Origin of the sequence: Paenibacillus profundus, from assembly GCF_021369635.1 — a bacterium.
GTDB classification, from domain to species: Bacteria; Bacillota; Bacilli; order Paenibacillales; family Paenibacillaceae; genus Paenibacillus_B; species Paenibacillus_B profundus.
The window spans coordinates 37,532-52,772 of record NZ_JAJNBZ010000032.1 but is presented as its reverse complement, the minus strand read 5'-3'; the positions used below and the strand labels follow the sequence as shown (position 1 = coordinate 52,772).

Genomic DNA, 15,241 nt, shown 5'->3' with positions numbered 1-15,241 from the left:
CACACTTTCGGGCAGAATTATGGCTCCTTCCATAACAGACCTTCTAAACAAAACGATCCCTCTTTTTTGGTCAAATCCATGTTTATGTGAAAGTTCCACCGTTACCGCTCACTTCCACTCATCCGGCAGCAATGCCGCATAATGCGGCTGCAGATAACGGTCATCGATCAGCAGTAATTCCCCCTGATCCGTCTCTGTACGGATCAGCCGCCCGCCGGCCTGCAGTACCTTGTTCATACCCGGATATACGTAGGCATAGTCAAAACCGTTCTTGCCCTGCGAGTTGAAGTAGTCGCGGATGATATCACGCTCCAGGCCGATCTGCGGCAGTCCTACACCAACGATGGCAACGCCGGTCAAGCGGTCTCCCACTAGATCGATCCCCTCGGAGAAAACTCCGCCCATAACCGCAAAACCGATCAATATCCCTTCATTTCCAGCATCGAAGGCTGACAGGAAACTGTCCCGCTCCTCCTCCGCCATATCCCCCCGCTGCAGCAACAGCCGCAAGTTTGCATCTTCTGCATGAGCAGCAGCAAAAGCTTCATAGACGAGATTCATATAAGCATAAGAAGGAAAAAAGAATAAATAATTTCCGGGACGATCGGTAATCATCAGCCCCAGCAGTCTCGCCAGCTCAAGCTTGGTTCCCTCGCGATCGTGATAACGCGTCGACAACGGCTCGATCTGGACCGAAAGCTGCTCGCGGAAGAAAGGAGAAGGCAGCGACAATGTATAATCCTCCGGACTTGCCCCCAGCATGTCCCGATAATAGGACATCGGCGTAAGGGTAGCCGAGAAGAAAATATGCGAGCGGAAGCCCTTGCCCATTTCCCGTAGCAGATGAGAAGGATCGAGACAGAACAGCTTAATGGATACTTCTCTCGAAGAAATCTCGGCATAGGTTACATATCTTTCGTCGTACAGCTTGCTGATCCTCACAAAACTCTGGGCCGCAAAATAAACCTGCAGCAACAACTGCGACTGCTCTGTATCCTGACGGGAGCCAAGCTCCTCTTCTGCTACGAGGATAAATGCCTCGGCTCGTTCAACCAGTTGTACAGGAACCTCCTGCGTAATTTGTGCTTTTCCGTCCGATTCTTTGCGCAGTTGTATAAAGAAGGTGTTCACCGCCTTGGCCGCCTTGTGCACCTCAGCGTTAAGCTCTTTATATTCCCGCTGCAAGCTGAGGAAATCCCCTTTATTCAATGTGGCCGAATACATCTCTCGCGCCCGATCCATCAGATTATGCGCCTCGTCAATCAGAAGCGCCGTCCGGCTCTTCCGCTCGGCGAACATTCTTTTTAAAGAAATTCTAGGGTCGAAAATATAATTATAGTCGCAGATCACCGCATCCGCCGCATAAGCGAGATCAAGCGAAAATTCAAACGGACAAACCCGGTGCTTGCGTGCGTATTGCTCAATTATTTGCCGGCTGATTAGCGACTCGTTAGTCAATATATCAAGTACCGCCTCATTAATCCGATCATAGTAGCCGTCCGCGAATGGACAATCTTCCTTGCGGCAGCTCACCTGATCCTGAAAACAAATTTTCTCCTTGGCCGTGATAGTTACGGTATGCATCTGCAATCCTTGCGACTGCATCAGGGCGAACGTCTCCTCCGCTGCGGTACGGGTAGTCGTCTTGGCGGTCAAATAGAAAATCTGCTCAAGCTGTCCCGTCCCCATTGCCTTTACGGCGGGAAACGTTGTCGAGATCGTCTTTCCGATCCCTGTGGGAGCTTTGGCAAATAATTTTACTCCCTCTTCGATCACTTTATAGACCGCTCCCGCTAATTTCCGCTGTCCGGCCCGATAAGAAGCGAAGGGGAATTCCAGCCCGCTGATGCTTCTGTCCCGTGAAATCCGGTGAGCGCGAAGCATCCGTGCATAAGGAGCATAATTCTCCACCACATGCCGTACAAATGACTCTACATCCGCAAAAACTGCCTCCTGCTGAAACCGTCTTTGTTCGCCCGTTACGACTTGTACGTAGGTCAATTGGATTTTCATTCGAGCAGTTCCATGCTCTCTGGCGTACATATAGGCATAGCATTTAGCTTGAGCCCAATGAACTGGATAGGTATCCTCCAGTGTCTGTGGGATCTCGCCAGAAGTCGATTTAATCTCATCGATGATCACGGATCCATCTTCTTCTACCAACAACCCGCCGCAGCGCCCGTCTATGACAAACAGCAGATCTCCGCAAGGAATCTCCACCGATAGATATACTTCTTTCTGATCCGACTCGCCGTAAGTTCGCTGCACCTGCTGATGCGCTTTGGTTCCCTCCGTCAGGGCCGTTCCTGCCCTGAACCCGCTATCCAAATCCCCGCTGCGGTACACGTACTCCACCAAAGGCCTCACAGCGATTTTCACTTGATCCTTCATCACTTCACCCGCTGACTTTCGCTATAGAACATTTGTTCCATAGTATACCATAAAAAACTGCTAATTCTCCTTACTTTTATCGAAATGGAATGTTGTTATTTTGCAGACCCTTTTTCAACATATCCTTTCTTCACAGAAAACAACAGCGCCCCCGCATTCATTATGAACGCAGGGACGCTGTCAACTCATTAATCGACAGTCCGATTTTCATTAATAATCTACCCCAATTATGTATCGACGTTGATGATTATTCCACGAGAACGGTGCCTTCTTAAAGCCTTTTCATAATATCTTTCTTCTTCAGACCATTCTTTTTAGCTTTTGCATGCCAAAAAGAGTGTGTCGCTGCAAAGCGCCAGGCAAAGCGCGGGAAATTTGGACTGAACAGCAAGGATTCATCACTACCATGCGAATGTATATTTTTTGCCAGGCTTTCCATTGCCTTTCCTAGATTTTTTAAAGGGCCCTGGCCAAGTGGTACCTTTTCGATAAAACCCATCATTTCACCGGCGCCTTGTCCGATTCCTTGTCCAAAATGAAGGCCGGATCGTATGCACCAGTTTTTGATGATTTCAAGAGCAATGTAAGTTTGCTTCCCCTCATAAAATCCATTGTTTACAAGAGCATAAACATAAATTTCCTTTTTCCGTTCTGCTTTCATATACCCTTCAAGAGTAGTCAACATCCTTAGTAAATGCGACGGTATTGCATCGAAGTATAGAGGGAATGCAATTATCAGTGTATCCATGTGGCAAAGCTCGATGTATTGCTCATCGGTAAGCGGTTTTTTATTCATATTATAGTGTGATATTTCATGCTCGGAGATTATCAGGGGTTCAAGTGCTTTGAGCATCATGCCCGAATTGCTCTTTCCTAACTTTGGGCTTCCATTTATCATAGCGATTCTCACTATATAACCTCCTTGATTGCTTGTAGGCTGTTATGGAAATACATCTTGTTTCCTATGGAATTTAAGTTCACGCTATTCGCCGCAACCAGAGCTTGTGCGGTTTCCTTTTCTGCTTTGGTTATGTCATTGCCATAAAAATGTACCGATAGAGTGAATTTGTTATCATACCGGAATCGGTGATGGGTTTCTCCATTTTTTATTACAAAATAAGGCAGAAGATATGGTAAGCTCCGATCTACAATATTGCATACAAAGGGGCTGTAGCTCCCATAAACACATTTACTGATAATAACCAGCTCATGGCATTTTGAAAGAAGTTCACCCATATTGTGATAACCATCCTTTATAACGCATTTTCCTGGTGTTTTGATCCAGCATCCGAAGCAACCAATGCATTTACGGATTGTGCCATTGTCTGATATAACAGTTACGTCTGTATTTTGGTTATCATACAACGCCATGAATTCTTGTTGATTCAAATCATGTATAATAATTTTCATCATTCTATCTCCTTAATACAATTGTTTATAAAAACATTAATCCAGTCCCCGGAATATCGGATACCCTGATTGGTAAGCAGCGAGGCTATGCCGTGTACCATTGACCAAAGAACAATCAATTTTTCTGAATAAGCTTTCTCTGGCAACCCTATGCTGTGAAACATTTGATACGCCGTTGTCCTGAATAAAGCAAATGGCGGATAATCATTGGCGTTATCATTGTCCAAATCAATGGTTAATCCTGAGTGATAGAAAAGGAACTGAAAATATTGCGGATTTTCAATGAAGAAGGAAATATAAGCCTGCCCAAGCAGTGAGGTCGCTTCGAGACTGTTTTCCTGTCCACGAATTGATGTACGCATCTTTTCCACAAATCGCTCCGTTACATGCTCGCCCATGGCATAAATCAACTCGTCTATGTCTTTAAAATGGCTGTATGGTGCGGCATGACTGACGTTGCATTTCGCTGCGACCTTACGCAGGGAAAAACCTTTTAAACCATCTTCATTAATAAGCCCTATACCAGCTTCTATAAGTTTATTTCGCAAATCACCGTGATGATATGGTTTTTCTTTCATTTGATATACTTCCTTTCATACAACTTGACACTGTAAAGATTATATTAAACAATCTTTACAGTGTCAAGTTGAAAAACGTCATAGGAAATCGACAGTTTCCATCTCAACTATTCATGCTTATATTCGTGTAACTAGCACGATCTCAGCCGTCCGCGATGAGGTTGGGTGAATGGATGTGTCGACTGAATCCACATCACCGAATTATCTACTGACGACCGAGGGCCGGTGCAGCCGGCCCGAAGCGTGAAAAGCGTGAACACATTGTTATAGGATATTAGCGCCTTCTTCGAGACACTTACACAATTCAACTATCGTTCTCCCTATCGTTCTCCGTTAGCATTCCTGTAGATGGATTAATTTCGTCTTTGAAAAAAGAAAAGCGCCTCGGTACGATGGGAGTACGCAACGGGTCATAGCCCTTAAAATCCCATCATCTAGGAGGACGCTCTACTATGAAGTTTAAATCGCAGGACAAACAAAATCAACTCATTGAAAAAATTACTGCTCAGCATCTGGTCGTCGGGATCGACATCGCTCAGCAAATGCATGTCGCACGTGCTGTTAACTTTCGTGGTTTACTATCTTTCTGGATTTCTGGCAAGGGTGAAATCCTGCGAATAAGCGAGCATTCGTGAGAAAATCAAATCGTACCGAGGGAGTTAATTCAACAATTAAATTAAATAGGTTTTGATTTTTTTAGTTATTTGCGTTGATTTCCTATAACGTTCTTGTATTCACGCCCCGGCCTTAGATAGCTCTTATCTTAGGCCGGGGCATGTGTTGTCTGAGTTACTTCCTTGATTATTCATCAGACAACCAAGGGTCGTAAGGCCCGCAGCGTGAATACGGTGTTGGTATATTGAGCTCATCCCAGTTCATCGGGGATGAGTTTTTCTTTATACTTAAAAGATTAACACTGGGTTAAAAACGGATGTGGTGTTGGGACTTAGATCTCGTCACATAAAGTGTTTCAGCCCTTGCATTGTTCATACCCCGATTTAGCTGGTTGGGCTAAGAGCCCGTATCACCGTGCCAACCTGTGGAGAGCAACTGTTTTGGGTCCTGGTGTCATTTAAGGAGGTCATATGAATCAACCTGTTTTAAGTATCGATATTGCGAAGGGTAAGAGTGTTGCTGTTGCATTCACTTCCTATGGTATGCAAGTGAAAAAGCCTTTCTCTTTCTTACACTCACCCGATCATATTTCGTCATTGCTCTCAATTCTTGTTCAGCTTGAAGAAGCTACGATGCAGCAACCAACGGTCGTCATGGAGGCTACAGGTAATTATTCGAAGCCTATTGCTTCTTTCTTTTTCTCCCATGGTTATCCTGTTTTCATGTTAAATCCTTTAACAACTCATGAGCTAAAAAAGCGCTCTACTCGTAAGGTGAAGACCGATCCCATTGATGCAATTCGAATTGCTAATGCGTTCTATTTAGGTGAAGGTACCCCACTCATTCCAGTGAATGAAAAGGTAACCGAACTACGCTTTCTCTGTCGCCAGCATGCCCAATGGAAGGCTCTCCTAGGTGAAGTACAGCTGCAATTCCGTTCCATTCTCGATTTAGCCTTTCCGGGATATGACAAGGCTTTTCAGAACATTTTCAACCCTTCGTCCATTCAACTTCTTACGAAGTTTCCTTCCCCTTCAGCTTTACTGAATGCGGACAAAGAGGACGTATTAACCATCCTGATGCTCAACCGTAGAGGTCGGACTTGGAACAAAGAAAAATATTCTCAGCTCATTGAGATTGCACGCAATAGTCTCCCTGACTTGTATGGATCTAAAGCCCATGTATTTGCAATGCAGAATTCTATGAAGTTATTCAAGACGTACCAAGAAGGAATTGCCTCACTTGAAAAACAAATGGAATCCTTAGCCCAAGAGTCTTCAGCCTACCATCTGTTACGCTCGATTCCTGGCGTAGGGCCGATTACAGCGGCAATGATCCACGCAGAAATTGGGGACATAAAAAGGTTCCCTTCCGTAAAACAGTTGACCGCTTTTGCAGGGCTGGATTCATCTGTTTACGAGTCGGGAACCTTCAAGGCGAACCAGAATCGTATCTCAAAACGTGGCTCTGCTTATCTCCGCACCGCGCTCTACCAAGCATCCGTTAGCGGCATTTCCAAGCAAGTTCACGGCCCTCGAAATCCGATTCTATGGCGATATTACCAGCAAAAGCGCCTTGAAGGCAAACCAGCTAAAGTGGCAATCGTAGCTGCTTCAAGCAAACTTTTACGCATGATTTACGGAATTCTGAGTAGTGGCACGCCTTTTCAGGATAACTAACGAATATTGTAAGGTATATTTTACCATTGGTTTACTTCTACGAGTAGGCTTATTTGAGTCTGCATTCGTTAGTACTCTGAATCCTTCAACGGAATAAATCTTGACCTTGATTAGCTGGTTTATCGGATGGCTGGGCCTTCTTCAAATTGCTCAATCAGACTTATCAATTCCAAGAGATTGGACAGTTCTGCAGTCGGGTACACTTTCATCTGCTTCAACTTTTCTTTATCTGATCGATAAGCTATGAACCTTATCCCTGCGCTTATTGATGCCTTCCCATCTATCCATGAATCGCCTACAGAGAGCCATTCATTCGCTGAGTGCTTAAACTCATCCAACACTCGCAAATATCCATCAGGTGAAGGCTTCAATGCTTTCATTAACTCCCTACCAATAATGAAATCGAAGTATTCAAAAATATCATTATCTCTTAATGCGATTTCTGCAGCTTCAACAGAATTATTCGTTACAATTGCAATGTGATATCTACCTTTGAGTTCACTAAGGACCTCCACCGCACCAGGCTCCAAGTCTGCCCCCTGCATTCCACACACTTCATGCTTCTTAGCAATATCCCACATTTCATTTAGTAACTCTTCAGTCATTCGATTCGTTTGTATTGCTTCTTCAACAATAGTTGATGTTGTATGGTAATCAAGATTATATCCATCGGGTAGGATCTCTTTCGATACGAGAAATTGATATGTTTCATTCTTCATGGCTTGGAAGTCAATTCTTGATCTTAAAATAGTATTATCCATATCAAATACAATTCCTTTTAATTGATGCTTCATAGGATACCTCGCTCAAAACATGGATTTGCCCAGCTTTCCGATAACGTTCTATTATTCACGAAACGACCCAGCCTTAGATAGCTCTTATCTTAGGCTGGGTCGTTTGTTGTCTGCTATATCTTCTTTGATTATACATCTGACAACCAAGGGACGGTAGTCCCGCAGCGTTGAATGCGATGTTACCTGTTACCTGAAGTCGTCGCTTCTTCGATTATACTCTCAAATCTATAATAACGTTATTAGCTTCTCCGAGAAGCCTCTTAAACAAATTCTCTTCTTCAAAATGCGAGCCAGATTCAGCCTTTGACGGCTAAATCCTAAATAAAAATCTTATCTTTCGTTATAAATATAGCGAACCAAGAACCAACTAAACTTATTAATGGAAGTCAAAGACCTTTGTCAAAGCAGTATGAATCTTTATCATAACCATTATGTTCATAAAAGGCATGGGCATCTGTACGTTTAAATCCACTACATAAGATTATGCTTGAAATTCCTTTTCTTTTGGAATATTCCTCCACATATTTAAGCAGTTTTGTGCCAATTCCTTTATTCTGAAGTTCTTTTTGCACAGCAAGACCCTGGATGTGTAAGTAACCAATTTCATCTCCAATTGATAACGCCTGTACCGTTGTAATAAAGCCAACCACTTTATTTTCAAATAATGCTACAAATGTTTTATAGTTCCCATCTTTATTCATTTTCTCTATAGACACGAAAAAAATTATCAAGGTTAACCTTGCGGTTTCCTAACACATTAATCCATAATGATACTACCTCAGGATAATCATTTACTTCAATTTCACGTATTATAACTTCCATATTCACACCGCCCAAAATATTAATTATAAAGGTTGCCTCAATTTCATAACTCTATGTTGTAGTAAGAATACTGATTTCATCTTACTATCGCCTCTGAAAATAGTGAGGAATGTCAATTTGTCTTACAGCTTCCTCGCTTTAAAAATAGCTGTTAACGGAACCATTTGTGATTTTTTTGTCCAATCGCTAAGTTCGCCTGTTAATTGCAAAGTTTCGTCGTTTGTCTCCTCAATCAATTGTTCAATTACAAAACCTGCCTTCGCCAAGGCGTTTACGTAAGTTGATATTTTCCGGGAGCAAAGCAAAATATTTTTCCCGTCAAGATCTCGCTCAGACCATGTTTCATCAAAATAGCTATTTTTAAAAAAGGCTTTACCTTCTTCAAATGCCACGCACATATGGATATGGTGCGACCAACTGAATATAAACACGCCATCCTTTTTTAAATATGATGCAACCCTATTAAATGTACCCTGTAAATCCGTTGTCCATCCAATTGCATAAATTGAATAAATATAATCAAAATAATCTGTTGGTAGTCCGCATTCGCCCTCCATTGCCCCACAAATCAGCTTTGCTGCATAACCACTTTCTGAAAGGCATTTCGCTGCCTTCTCAATCTGGTTTTTAGAAATATCTATGCCCCATAACTCGGCGGCCTTGTTATTGCCATGAAATTTAAGAGATTCACCGTTGCCGCAACCAATATCTAAAAGTTTTTTGCCTGCTACATCACCAAATAAGTTTAATTCATTTTCCGTTAACGTATTACAACCGTAATAAGGCAGTACAATCGCTTCTAAAATATCGTTACCATTCTCGTCCCAATAAATCTTGTTCGTGCGATGAATATTGCTAATATCAGTTTTATTCATATGATTACCTCCACTTAATATAAATGATCATACTTCACAATAGTTTACTATTGTTGTCGCCTGATTACGCTTCCTTGCTACTGAATATGCTCCGTAATGAATCTGCTTCTACTGATAGGCGAAGCCCAAATACCAACCGTCAAAAAGAGAAGCGCGATCCTCCGAGCTTTCCTTCAAATCTTTAAATACATACTACACAGCGAGGTTATCCCTAATCCTCTATAGTCACTTTACACTCTTGCAAGGGTTTCAGCTAACATTCTTGTATCTACGAACCCGAGAGGCTTAAGGGAGCGTCAGCGACCAGGTCCGACGGACTTAGCCTCGCAGGATTGTTCGTAGATTCATCTTCTTTGCTTACCACTTCTTGCGAACCAAGGGCAAAGCCCAACAGCGTAGATACGGTATTATATGAATGACATGTCTACCTCGATCAACATTCAATAATTCTTTATGTATTCTAAATTGTAAGGCTTTCACTTTCATTAAGACTTACGAATTCAACATCATTACAATAAAAGTTTATTATTCCGTTCTCGTAATCCTCAATTAAATATTTCATTGGGTGATATCCATGTTCTTTTAGATCTCTAATATTAAATCCACTAATTTGTGTTAGTGCTCCTCCAGATTCAAACTTTAGACTTTCTACATTTGAGAATCTTATAACTAATTCATATGTTTTTGAGCTTTCCTTAATTAAAAAAGTTATATCTAGTATTGAAGTATTCTCAAAATACTTGTCTTGAGTAATGTACAAATGAAAATCCGAAAGCCACTCTAATTGACGAATTGTAAAATTACTTATAAATGGTTTTATGTTTTCTATATTTCTTATCTTCATTGAGAAAACTCCTTAAATAATAAATCTGCATGTCTTTCATATAACGTTCTTGCATTCACGACGCCGAGAACCTTAAGGTTCCGTAGGGACCGGCCGCGACGCAGTTAGGTTCGCTGGTGTGTCCGCCTGTCTTCGCTCCACTGCTCACAACTTCGGGCGGCCCGAGGGGCTTTAGTCCCGATGCGTGAATGCGGTGTTATCGGAAGTAATATATCCCCTTTGATATACATAATATTTTTTAACCGTTCCATCTCCTAATTACCTTAAATCCAAAAAATTCTAATTGTTCATCAATTGTTTGTATTGAGCGGATTTGCCTTAGATAATTTATACTTTTAAATAACCAACTGTCTTTTTCTATTAGTTCTTCAATAATTATAGTTCCTTCTGGGAATAATTTATTCAGCTGTTTAATATATTCCTTCTCTGATGTTCCGATATAATATGTAGGAGAGTGCGGATATATATTACTATTGAAAACAAAATTAAAACCTAACTTATTAATATACTCAGGAATATCAACCTTATGTTGTAGAGCTTTGTCCTGGATTATATAATATAAATTCCTGTCAATATTTTCTAGGTTAGTGACATATCTACTTGGGTAGTGTTGCATAAGTAAAGTAATTATATCAATCGTATCTTTTGGATATTTAGATGTGGGTATAAAAATGTAACCTAAAAATTCAAAGTATTCTTGAAGAGATCCATTGAAATTTTTAGTTCTCATTATTGCTTTAATCTTTTGATAAAGTTCTTGAGGTATTGCTTTATAGTATGTTATTTTTTTGTTTTTAACATGTTGATCAATGTGATTAATTAGATCTAATTCTTCCTTCGAATACTTCATCTTCGACTCCTTAATATACATATTATTTCAGCTAACGTTCTCGTATCTACGAATCCGAGAGGCTTAAGGGAGCCCCAGCGACCGGGTCCGACGGACTTAGCCTCGCAGGGTTGCTCGCTGATTCAACTTCTCTGCTCACCTCTTCTTGCGAACCAAGGGCAAGGCCCGCAGCGTAGATACGGTGTTAGATGATGTAATAGGCCCTCTCTGAAACCGCTTAATAATTCCTAAGAATTAATTCTTCTATTAGCAATAAGGGTTGTATCGTATTCTCGTACATTCACTTGTAATTGATATAACCATTCTTAGCTTTGGGATTATACATATATATTGACCCCCGTACCCAAGTGCGAAAAACATTTGATGATTTCATAAATCATTCCTTACCCACCAATGATAAGCATAGGATCCAATGGGTTTATAGGTTAAAAAATAGGGTTGAGTAGATATTTTCACCCTGTCAGCGGAGACAAGGTTATTAGATTTCCAAGTTTCTTCATTTAGATAGAGTAATCCTATCTTTGCCATGTCTATTGGGGTCAATCTTAAACCATCCGCCCCACGATTAATTCCTCTACTGTCTTCTACCCAATCAAAGCTAGTAATTCCCAATGGCTTAAATAAGTAATCAATTGCAAAATCAACAGCTTTCATGCCTGTTGATTTTTGTAAGATTGCTGTTAATACATGTGAACATCCGAGTTATAGTTCATTCTATTCCCTGGCTCATCCTTGAGTTCTCTATCTATAACAAATCGAACTATGTCAGGACTATACACCATTGGTGCAAAATAATTCCATTCTCCAAACTCTGGCCAGTCAAATCCAACGGACATTGTAAGTAAATGTTCAATCGTTATTTGATGTTTCCTAGTGTCATCTTGTCTTTCTAGTAAATTCGGAAAATAGTCGTTAATCGTCTCTGTAGTATCATTGATAAAACCTTTGTCGATTGATATGCCAATTAGAGTTGATAAGACACTCTTTGTGCACGAATTATTTTTTTGAGGATTTCTTTGTATCTTTCTATTCTTATAGAATTCAAAAGATATACATCCATCTACAAAGACCGACCAACTTTTAATCTTTAATTTTTTTATCGCACGTTCCAATCCCTCAGTAATAAATGTATCCAATTTCTTGTATCTACGAACCCGAAAGGCTTAAGGCGCGGACGCGCCGGGTCCAACGGACTTAGCCTCGCAGGGTTGTCTGCCTGAATCCGCTGCTTCGAAAAACCTCGGGCAGACCAAGGAGCGCACGCGACATAGCAGGAAAACGGTGTTATACGCTGGTTCGTTCTTCTTCGAATTCACCATCATTGCTTGTTTCTCAGTAGGGTTGGTACAATTGATTTATAAGGTCTTTTCGGAGGTGTTCATATATGAAATGGGTTAATATCCGTGATATTCATCCCGATCGTTGGGTTCTAGTTGAAGCTCTAGCTGCTCATTCAAATAATCACAAGAGAACTATTGAGGAAATGTCTGTAATTTCTCAATATGACAACCCTAAACATGCCTGGGCCTCCTATAAAAAACTTCATTTGTCAGAGCCTACTAGAGAACTCTATGTGTTCTACACCGGAAATGAATTTATTGAAGTCATTGAACAGCCCTTTACCGGAATTAGAGGCCTTCAATAAAAATCCATCTTATAAATGGTCTTCCTATTGTCTCTCTCCCTTTATCTTACAAGAATAAATCAACTCTTCTACATAATGTCTTACTGGATACTGGATGCTCCACAGCTATCTTCGATACTGATCTCGTTGAACCTATTCAACTAAGACTTACTAAAGAACCCTATGGTTTCGATGCTATACTAGGTGTCTATTTTCTTTATACAATGGTTTAAAAATAGATTTTAAGAATTTAGTTGTTTCATAGAAGCTTTAACGAACTTGCGTATAACAATATGTTGTTATACGATGGATTGGCCTTCTTAGTGTTACTTACCAAAGCTCTTTACAAAGTTTCACGATTTCTTTCGTTAGGTGCTCTTATTATTATACAGTCTTTATTTTTCCCTTGTTTCAAGTTCCTACTGATTCTTTAAGTCTTCTAGTGTTATAATGATTTTCATGAAAGGCGGGATTGCCTGTGGAGCAGGTACTTCATCAAATTCTTCAAGAACTTCAATCTCTTAATGGAGAAGTTCAAAAACTCAATCAAAATCAACTTCTTCTAGACAAAAATCAACAACAAGTGGCTCTTCAAATTAATAGTATTTATCAATCTATCGTACGATGAGAAGATGGGCAACCTAAAGACATTTTCGCGTTTTTGGAAAGAATACACAACAATTTTGTTGATAAAGATGCCGAGATAGCTGCTCTTAATAAACGAGTCTTTCGTTTGGAATCTGATTTCGAAAAATATAACAGACAGTAAGAAATTGTAGTCACTCAGTCTGGGTGGCTTAATATTTTTTTATGGGTTTACCGATATTTCCTATAACGTTTGTGCATTCATGAACCCGAGAGGCTTAAGGCACTCAAGCGCCGGGTCGGAGACTTGGCCTCGCAGGGTTGTCTGCAGCCATAACCTCCCTACCTTAGCTTCTGCAGACCAAGAGCCCGATAGGGGCCGCAGCGTGAATGTAATGTTAGGCGAAGTCAACTCTTCACAGACTATGCTTGCAAGGTTTCCTTAAAATCTTGTATAGTGTTAACCTGTCTAAGTTTGTAATCTCTTAGATTTCTTATCAACTGCTGCTTGTTGAGTTTACATCTTCGAATAATAATCAATGTCGCACGAATCTTATCAAATCTTGTTTTTAAGTTCGTCCTTATTATAATCTGTTCATAGAAGCTCAAAAATTGAATCATTAAAAGTAATGGTGTATGCAAAATTATGCCAACAAAGTCCATGAACATCTTCTCATAAAAATCTATCTTTAAAACATCAGATATATTGTTAATAAGCCCCTTAAAAGCGACGAAAATAAAAATCACCCCTATAATCATAAGTACATAATTAAATAGTTTCTTGACAAGTGCATATTTCGCATCCGTATCTGCTACTGCTAGTAAACCACCTATAAATACACATAAAGGAACAATAAATAATTCAGCCCATAAAGAAAGTGTATATTCACTTATAATAAACATAGGTATCACACTTAGTTTAAATGTTTCAAAAAATATCCTTTTAACACTTATTTCAGAGTAGTTCGTTGACACTTTTGATATTAAAGGATACAAGGCGCTAAATATCCAAACAACGTAGTCTTTAATTAATTCAACTCCAATAACTTTAAATGAATACATGGCTAAAAAAACAAGTAGAACATATATATTTGTAAATATGAATATCGGATGCTTCATCAGCGTCAGTAGGGATCTGATTATATTGGGTATTGTTGACCTTACATTTCTAATTGATAAAGCGTAGATTAAAAAGATAATTAACCAAATAATGATTGCTTGTTCTCTTGGATTAAGCAATTAATGTTACCTCTCTTTATGAATATTAGTTGTTGTTGATTTCGCCTAACGTCTTTTTTGCGAAGTTCGCAAAAAATCAGCTTATAGTGATATCTACGAACTTCGCGAATACCTACAAATTCGCGGGAATGTACGAAACCTGCCTGCCTCGAGGACGAACTAGTCTCTTACATCTCCCCCTTTTCTCCGTCCCCGATATCACTCATTATCCGATCGAGCGGGATCATAATGCCGAGTTCGTTGCTGACATACGTGTAGCGTCCGTTGTTCGAGAGCTCTGATGACCAAGAAGCTCTTGAATGTGCCGCAAATCCGTACCCGCTTCCAGCAAATGCGTTGCAAAAGAGTGGCGAAGCGAATGGACGGTTACAGGCTTTTGTACCAATGCCCTTGCCTTTGCCTGTTCGAATACCTTCTGAACCGTTCGTTCCGTCAGATGCCGCTTCTTACCCTGACCGGGAAACAGCTCAACAAGAGGCTGCTTCTTACTTTCCCCCTTAATATTATGCTTGGCATTCGCTTTTACTAGATTCTTCTGCATCCAAGATCCAAGGAGCTCATTTTCCTGTAACAACTGCGAAGCTATGATCACCTCTTCACCTTTGAAAATCTCCATCATTTCATGAATGGACTGTTTATAATATGGCACGATCCACGCGCGATGCTGTGGACTCCAATATCTACGGGATAATTTCTTCGTCCGCTCTATCAACTCAGCATCATATGCGAATAGTAACGCCAGCTCCACTTCACTGTACTTTTCCAAATTCATACTCATAACTCACTCTTCCCTAAGTATACCGACAGTGTGTAATATTGGAAATATCATCTTACATAGAAAAAAAGACACCTCCTCCGCCTATAGGCAGATTGAAGTGTCTCTGATGCTTTCAGAAAACGATGTATGAACACCATTTTTATTGATGATTTTCATG

The 15,241-nt window shown here is 40.5% G+C and carries 16 protein-coding genes and 1 pseudogene; 4 read left to right on the top strand and 13 right to left on the bottom strand.

The features are described 5' to 3' along the window. Positions 1-108 precede the first annotated feature (108 nt). The 4 genes from LQV63_RS25540 to LQV63_RS25525 all read right to left on the bottom strand — a co-directional run bounded on the left by LQV63_RS25540 (position 109) and on the right by LQV63_RS25525 (position 4,379). A complete protein-coding gene (locus LQV63_RS25540) occupies positions 109-2,391 on the bottom strand; it encodes an ATP-dependent DNA helicase (protein ID WP_233698770.1) in 2,283 nt (760 codons plus the stop codon). A gap of 271 nt (positions 2,392-2,662) precedes the next feature. Next, entirely contained in the window at positions 2,663-3,301 is a 639-nt protein-coding gene (locus tag LQV63_RS25535; protein WP_233698769.1) for an NAD(P)H-dependent oxidoreductase, read from the bottom strand. Next, positions 3,301-3,804, bottom strand: coding sequence for a flavodoxin family protein (locus LQV63_RS25530; protein WP_233698768.1), 504 nt, complete (start codon positions 3,802-3,804; stop codon positions 3,301-3,303). Before LQV63_RS25530 ends, LQV63_RS25535 begins: the two co-directional genes overlap by 1 nt. Further along, positions 3,801-4,379, bottom strand: a complete 579-nt coding sequence (locus LQV63_RS25525; RefSeq protein WP_233698767.1) for a TetR/AcrR family transcriptional regulator — start codon at positions 4,377-4,379, stop codon at positions 3,801-3,803. Before LQV63_RS25525 ends, LQV63_RS25530 begins: the two co-directional genes overlap by 4 nt. 452 nt (positions 4,380-4,831) lie before the next feature. Between LQV63_RS25525 and LQV63_RS25520 the strand changes: the two are divergent. Beyond that, positions 4,832-4,960, top strand: a pseudogene (locus tag LQV63_RS25520) (IS110 family transposase); the annotation flags it as partial. A gap of 504 nt (positions 4,961-5,464) precedes the next feature. Next, on the top strand, positions 5,465-6,673 hold the full coding sequence (locus tag LQV63_RS25515) for an IS110 family RNA-guided transposase (protein ID WP_233698766.1): 1,209 nt from the start codon (positions 5,465-5,467) through the stop codon (positions 6,671-6,673). Positions 6,674-6,792: 119 nt separating this feature from the next. Here the strand turns inward: LQV63_RS25515 and LQV63_RS25510 are convergent, their stop codons facing one another. The 7 genes from LQV63_RS25510 to LQV63_RS32180 all read right to left on the bottom strand — a co-directional run bounded on the left by LQV63_RS25510 (position 6,793) and on the right by LQV63_RS32180 (position 11,970). After that, positions 6,793-7,467: an HAD family hydrolase gene (locus LQV63_RS25510; protein ID WP_233698765.1), complete on the bottom strand. Its 675-nt coding sequence runs from the start codon at positions 7,465-7,467 to the stop codon at positions 6,793-6,795. Between the two features lie 386 nt (positions 7,468-7,853). Beyond that, positions 7,854-8,183: a GNAT family N-acetyltransferase gene (locus LQV63_RS25505; protein ID WP_233698764.1), complete on the bottom strand. Its 330-nt coding sequence runs from the start codon at positions 8,181-8,183 to the stop codon at positions 7,854-7,856. A 228-nt stretch (positions 8,184-8,411) separates the two neighbouring features. Continuing rightward, positions 8,412-9,164 carry a class I SAM-dependent methyltransferase gene (locus LQV63_RS25500; RefSeq protein ID WP_233698763.1) on the bottom strand — a complete coding sequence of 251 codons (753 nt, stop codon included), beginning with the start codon at positions 9,162-9,164 and terminating at the stop codon, positions 8,412-8,414. Positions 9,165-9,624: 460 nt separating this feature from the next. Beyond that, positions 9,625-10,008 (bottom strand): hypothetical protein, encoded by a 384-nt coding sequence (locus LQV63_RS25495; RefSeq protein WP_233698762.1) that lies wholly within the window; start codon positions 10,006-10,008, stop codon positions 9,625-9,627. 238 nt (positions 10,009-10,246) lie between these two features. Beyond that, a complete protein-coding gene (locus LQV63_RS25490; protein ID WP_233698761.1) occupies positions 10,247-10,858 on the bottom strand; it encodes a hypothetical protein in 612 nt (203 codons plus the stop codon). A 369-nt stretch (positions 10,859-11,227) separates the two neighbouring features. Further along, positions 11,228-11,512, bottom strand: a complete 285-nt coding sequence (locus LQV63_RS25485; protein ID WP_233698760.1) for a serine hydrolase domain-containing protein — start codon at positions 11,510-11,512, stop codon at positions 11,228-11,230. 26 nt (positions 11,513-11,538) lie between these two features. Then, a complete protein-coding gene (locus tag LQV63_RS32180) occupies positions 11,539-11,970 on the bottom strand; it encodes a serine hydrolase (protein WP_407672969.1) in 432 nt (143 codons plus the stop codon). Between the two features lie 272 nt (positions 11,971-12,242). Here LQV63_RS32180 and LQV63_RS25480 point away from each other — a divergent pair, with 272 nt between their 5' ends. Both LQV63_RS25480 and LQV63_RS25475 read left to right on the top strand, forming a co-directional pair. Next, positions 12,243-12,503, top strand: coding sequence for a hypothetical protein (locus tag LQV63_RS25480; RefSeq protein WP_233698759.1), 261 nt, complete (start codon positions 12,243-12,245; stop codon positions 12,501-12,503). 457 nt (positions 12,504-12,960) lie between these two features. Continuing rightward, positions 12,961-13,110 (top strand): hypothetical protein, encoded by a 150-nt coding sequence (locus LQV63_RS25475; RefSeq protein WP_233698758.1) that lies wholly within the window; start codon positions 12,961-12,963, stop codon positions 13,108-13,110. 380 nt (positions 13,111-13,490) lie between these two features. Here LQV63_RS25475 and LQV63_RS25470 read toward each other — a convergent pair whose 3' ends face one another. Continuing rightward, on the bottom strand, positions 13,491-14,306 hold the full coding sequence (locus LQV63_RS25470) for a hypothetical protein (RefSeq protein ID WP_233698757.1): 816 nt from the start codon (positions 14,304-14,306) through the stop codon (positions 13,491-13,493). 223 nt (positions 14,307-14,529) lie between these two features. Continuing rightward, positions 14,530-15,084, bottom strand: a complete 555-nt coding sequence (locus tag LQV63_RS25465; protein WP_325175921.1) for a tyrosine-type recombinase/integrase — start codon at positions 15,082-15,084, stop codon at positions 14,530-14,532. Positions 15,085-15,241 lie beyond the last annotated feature (157 nt).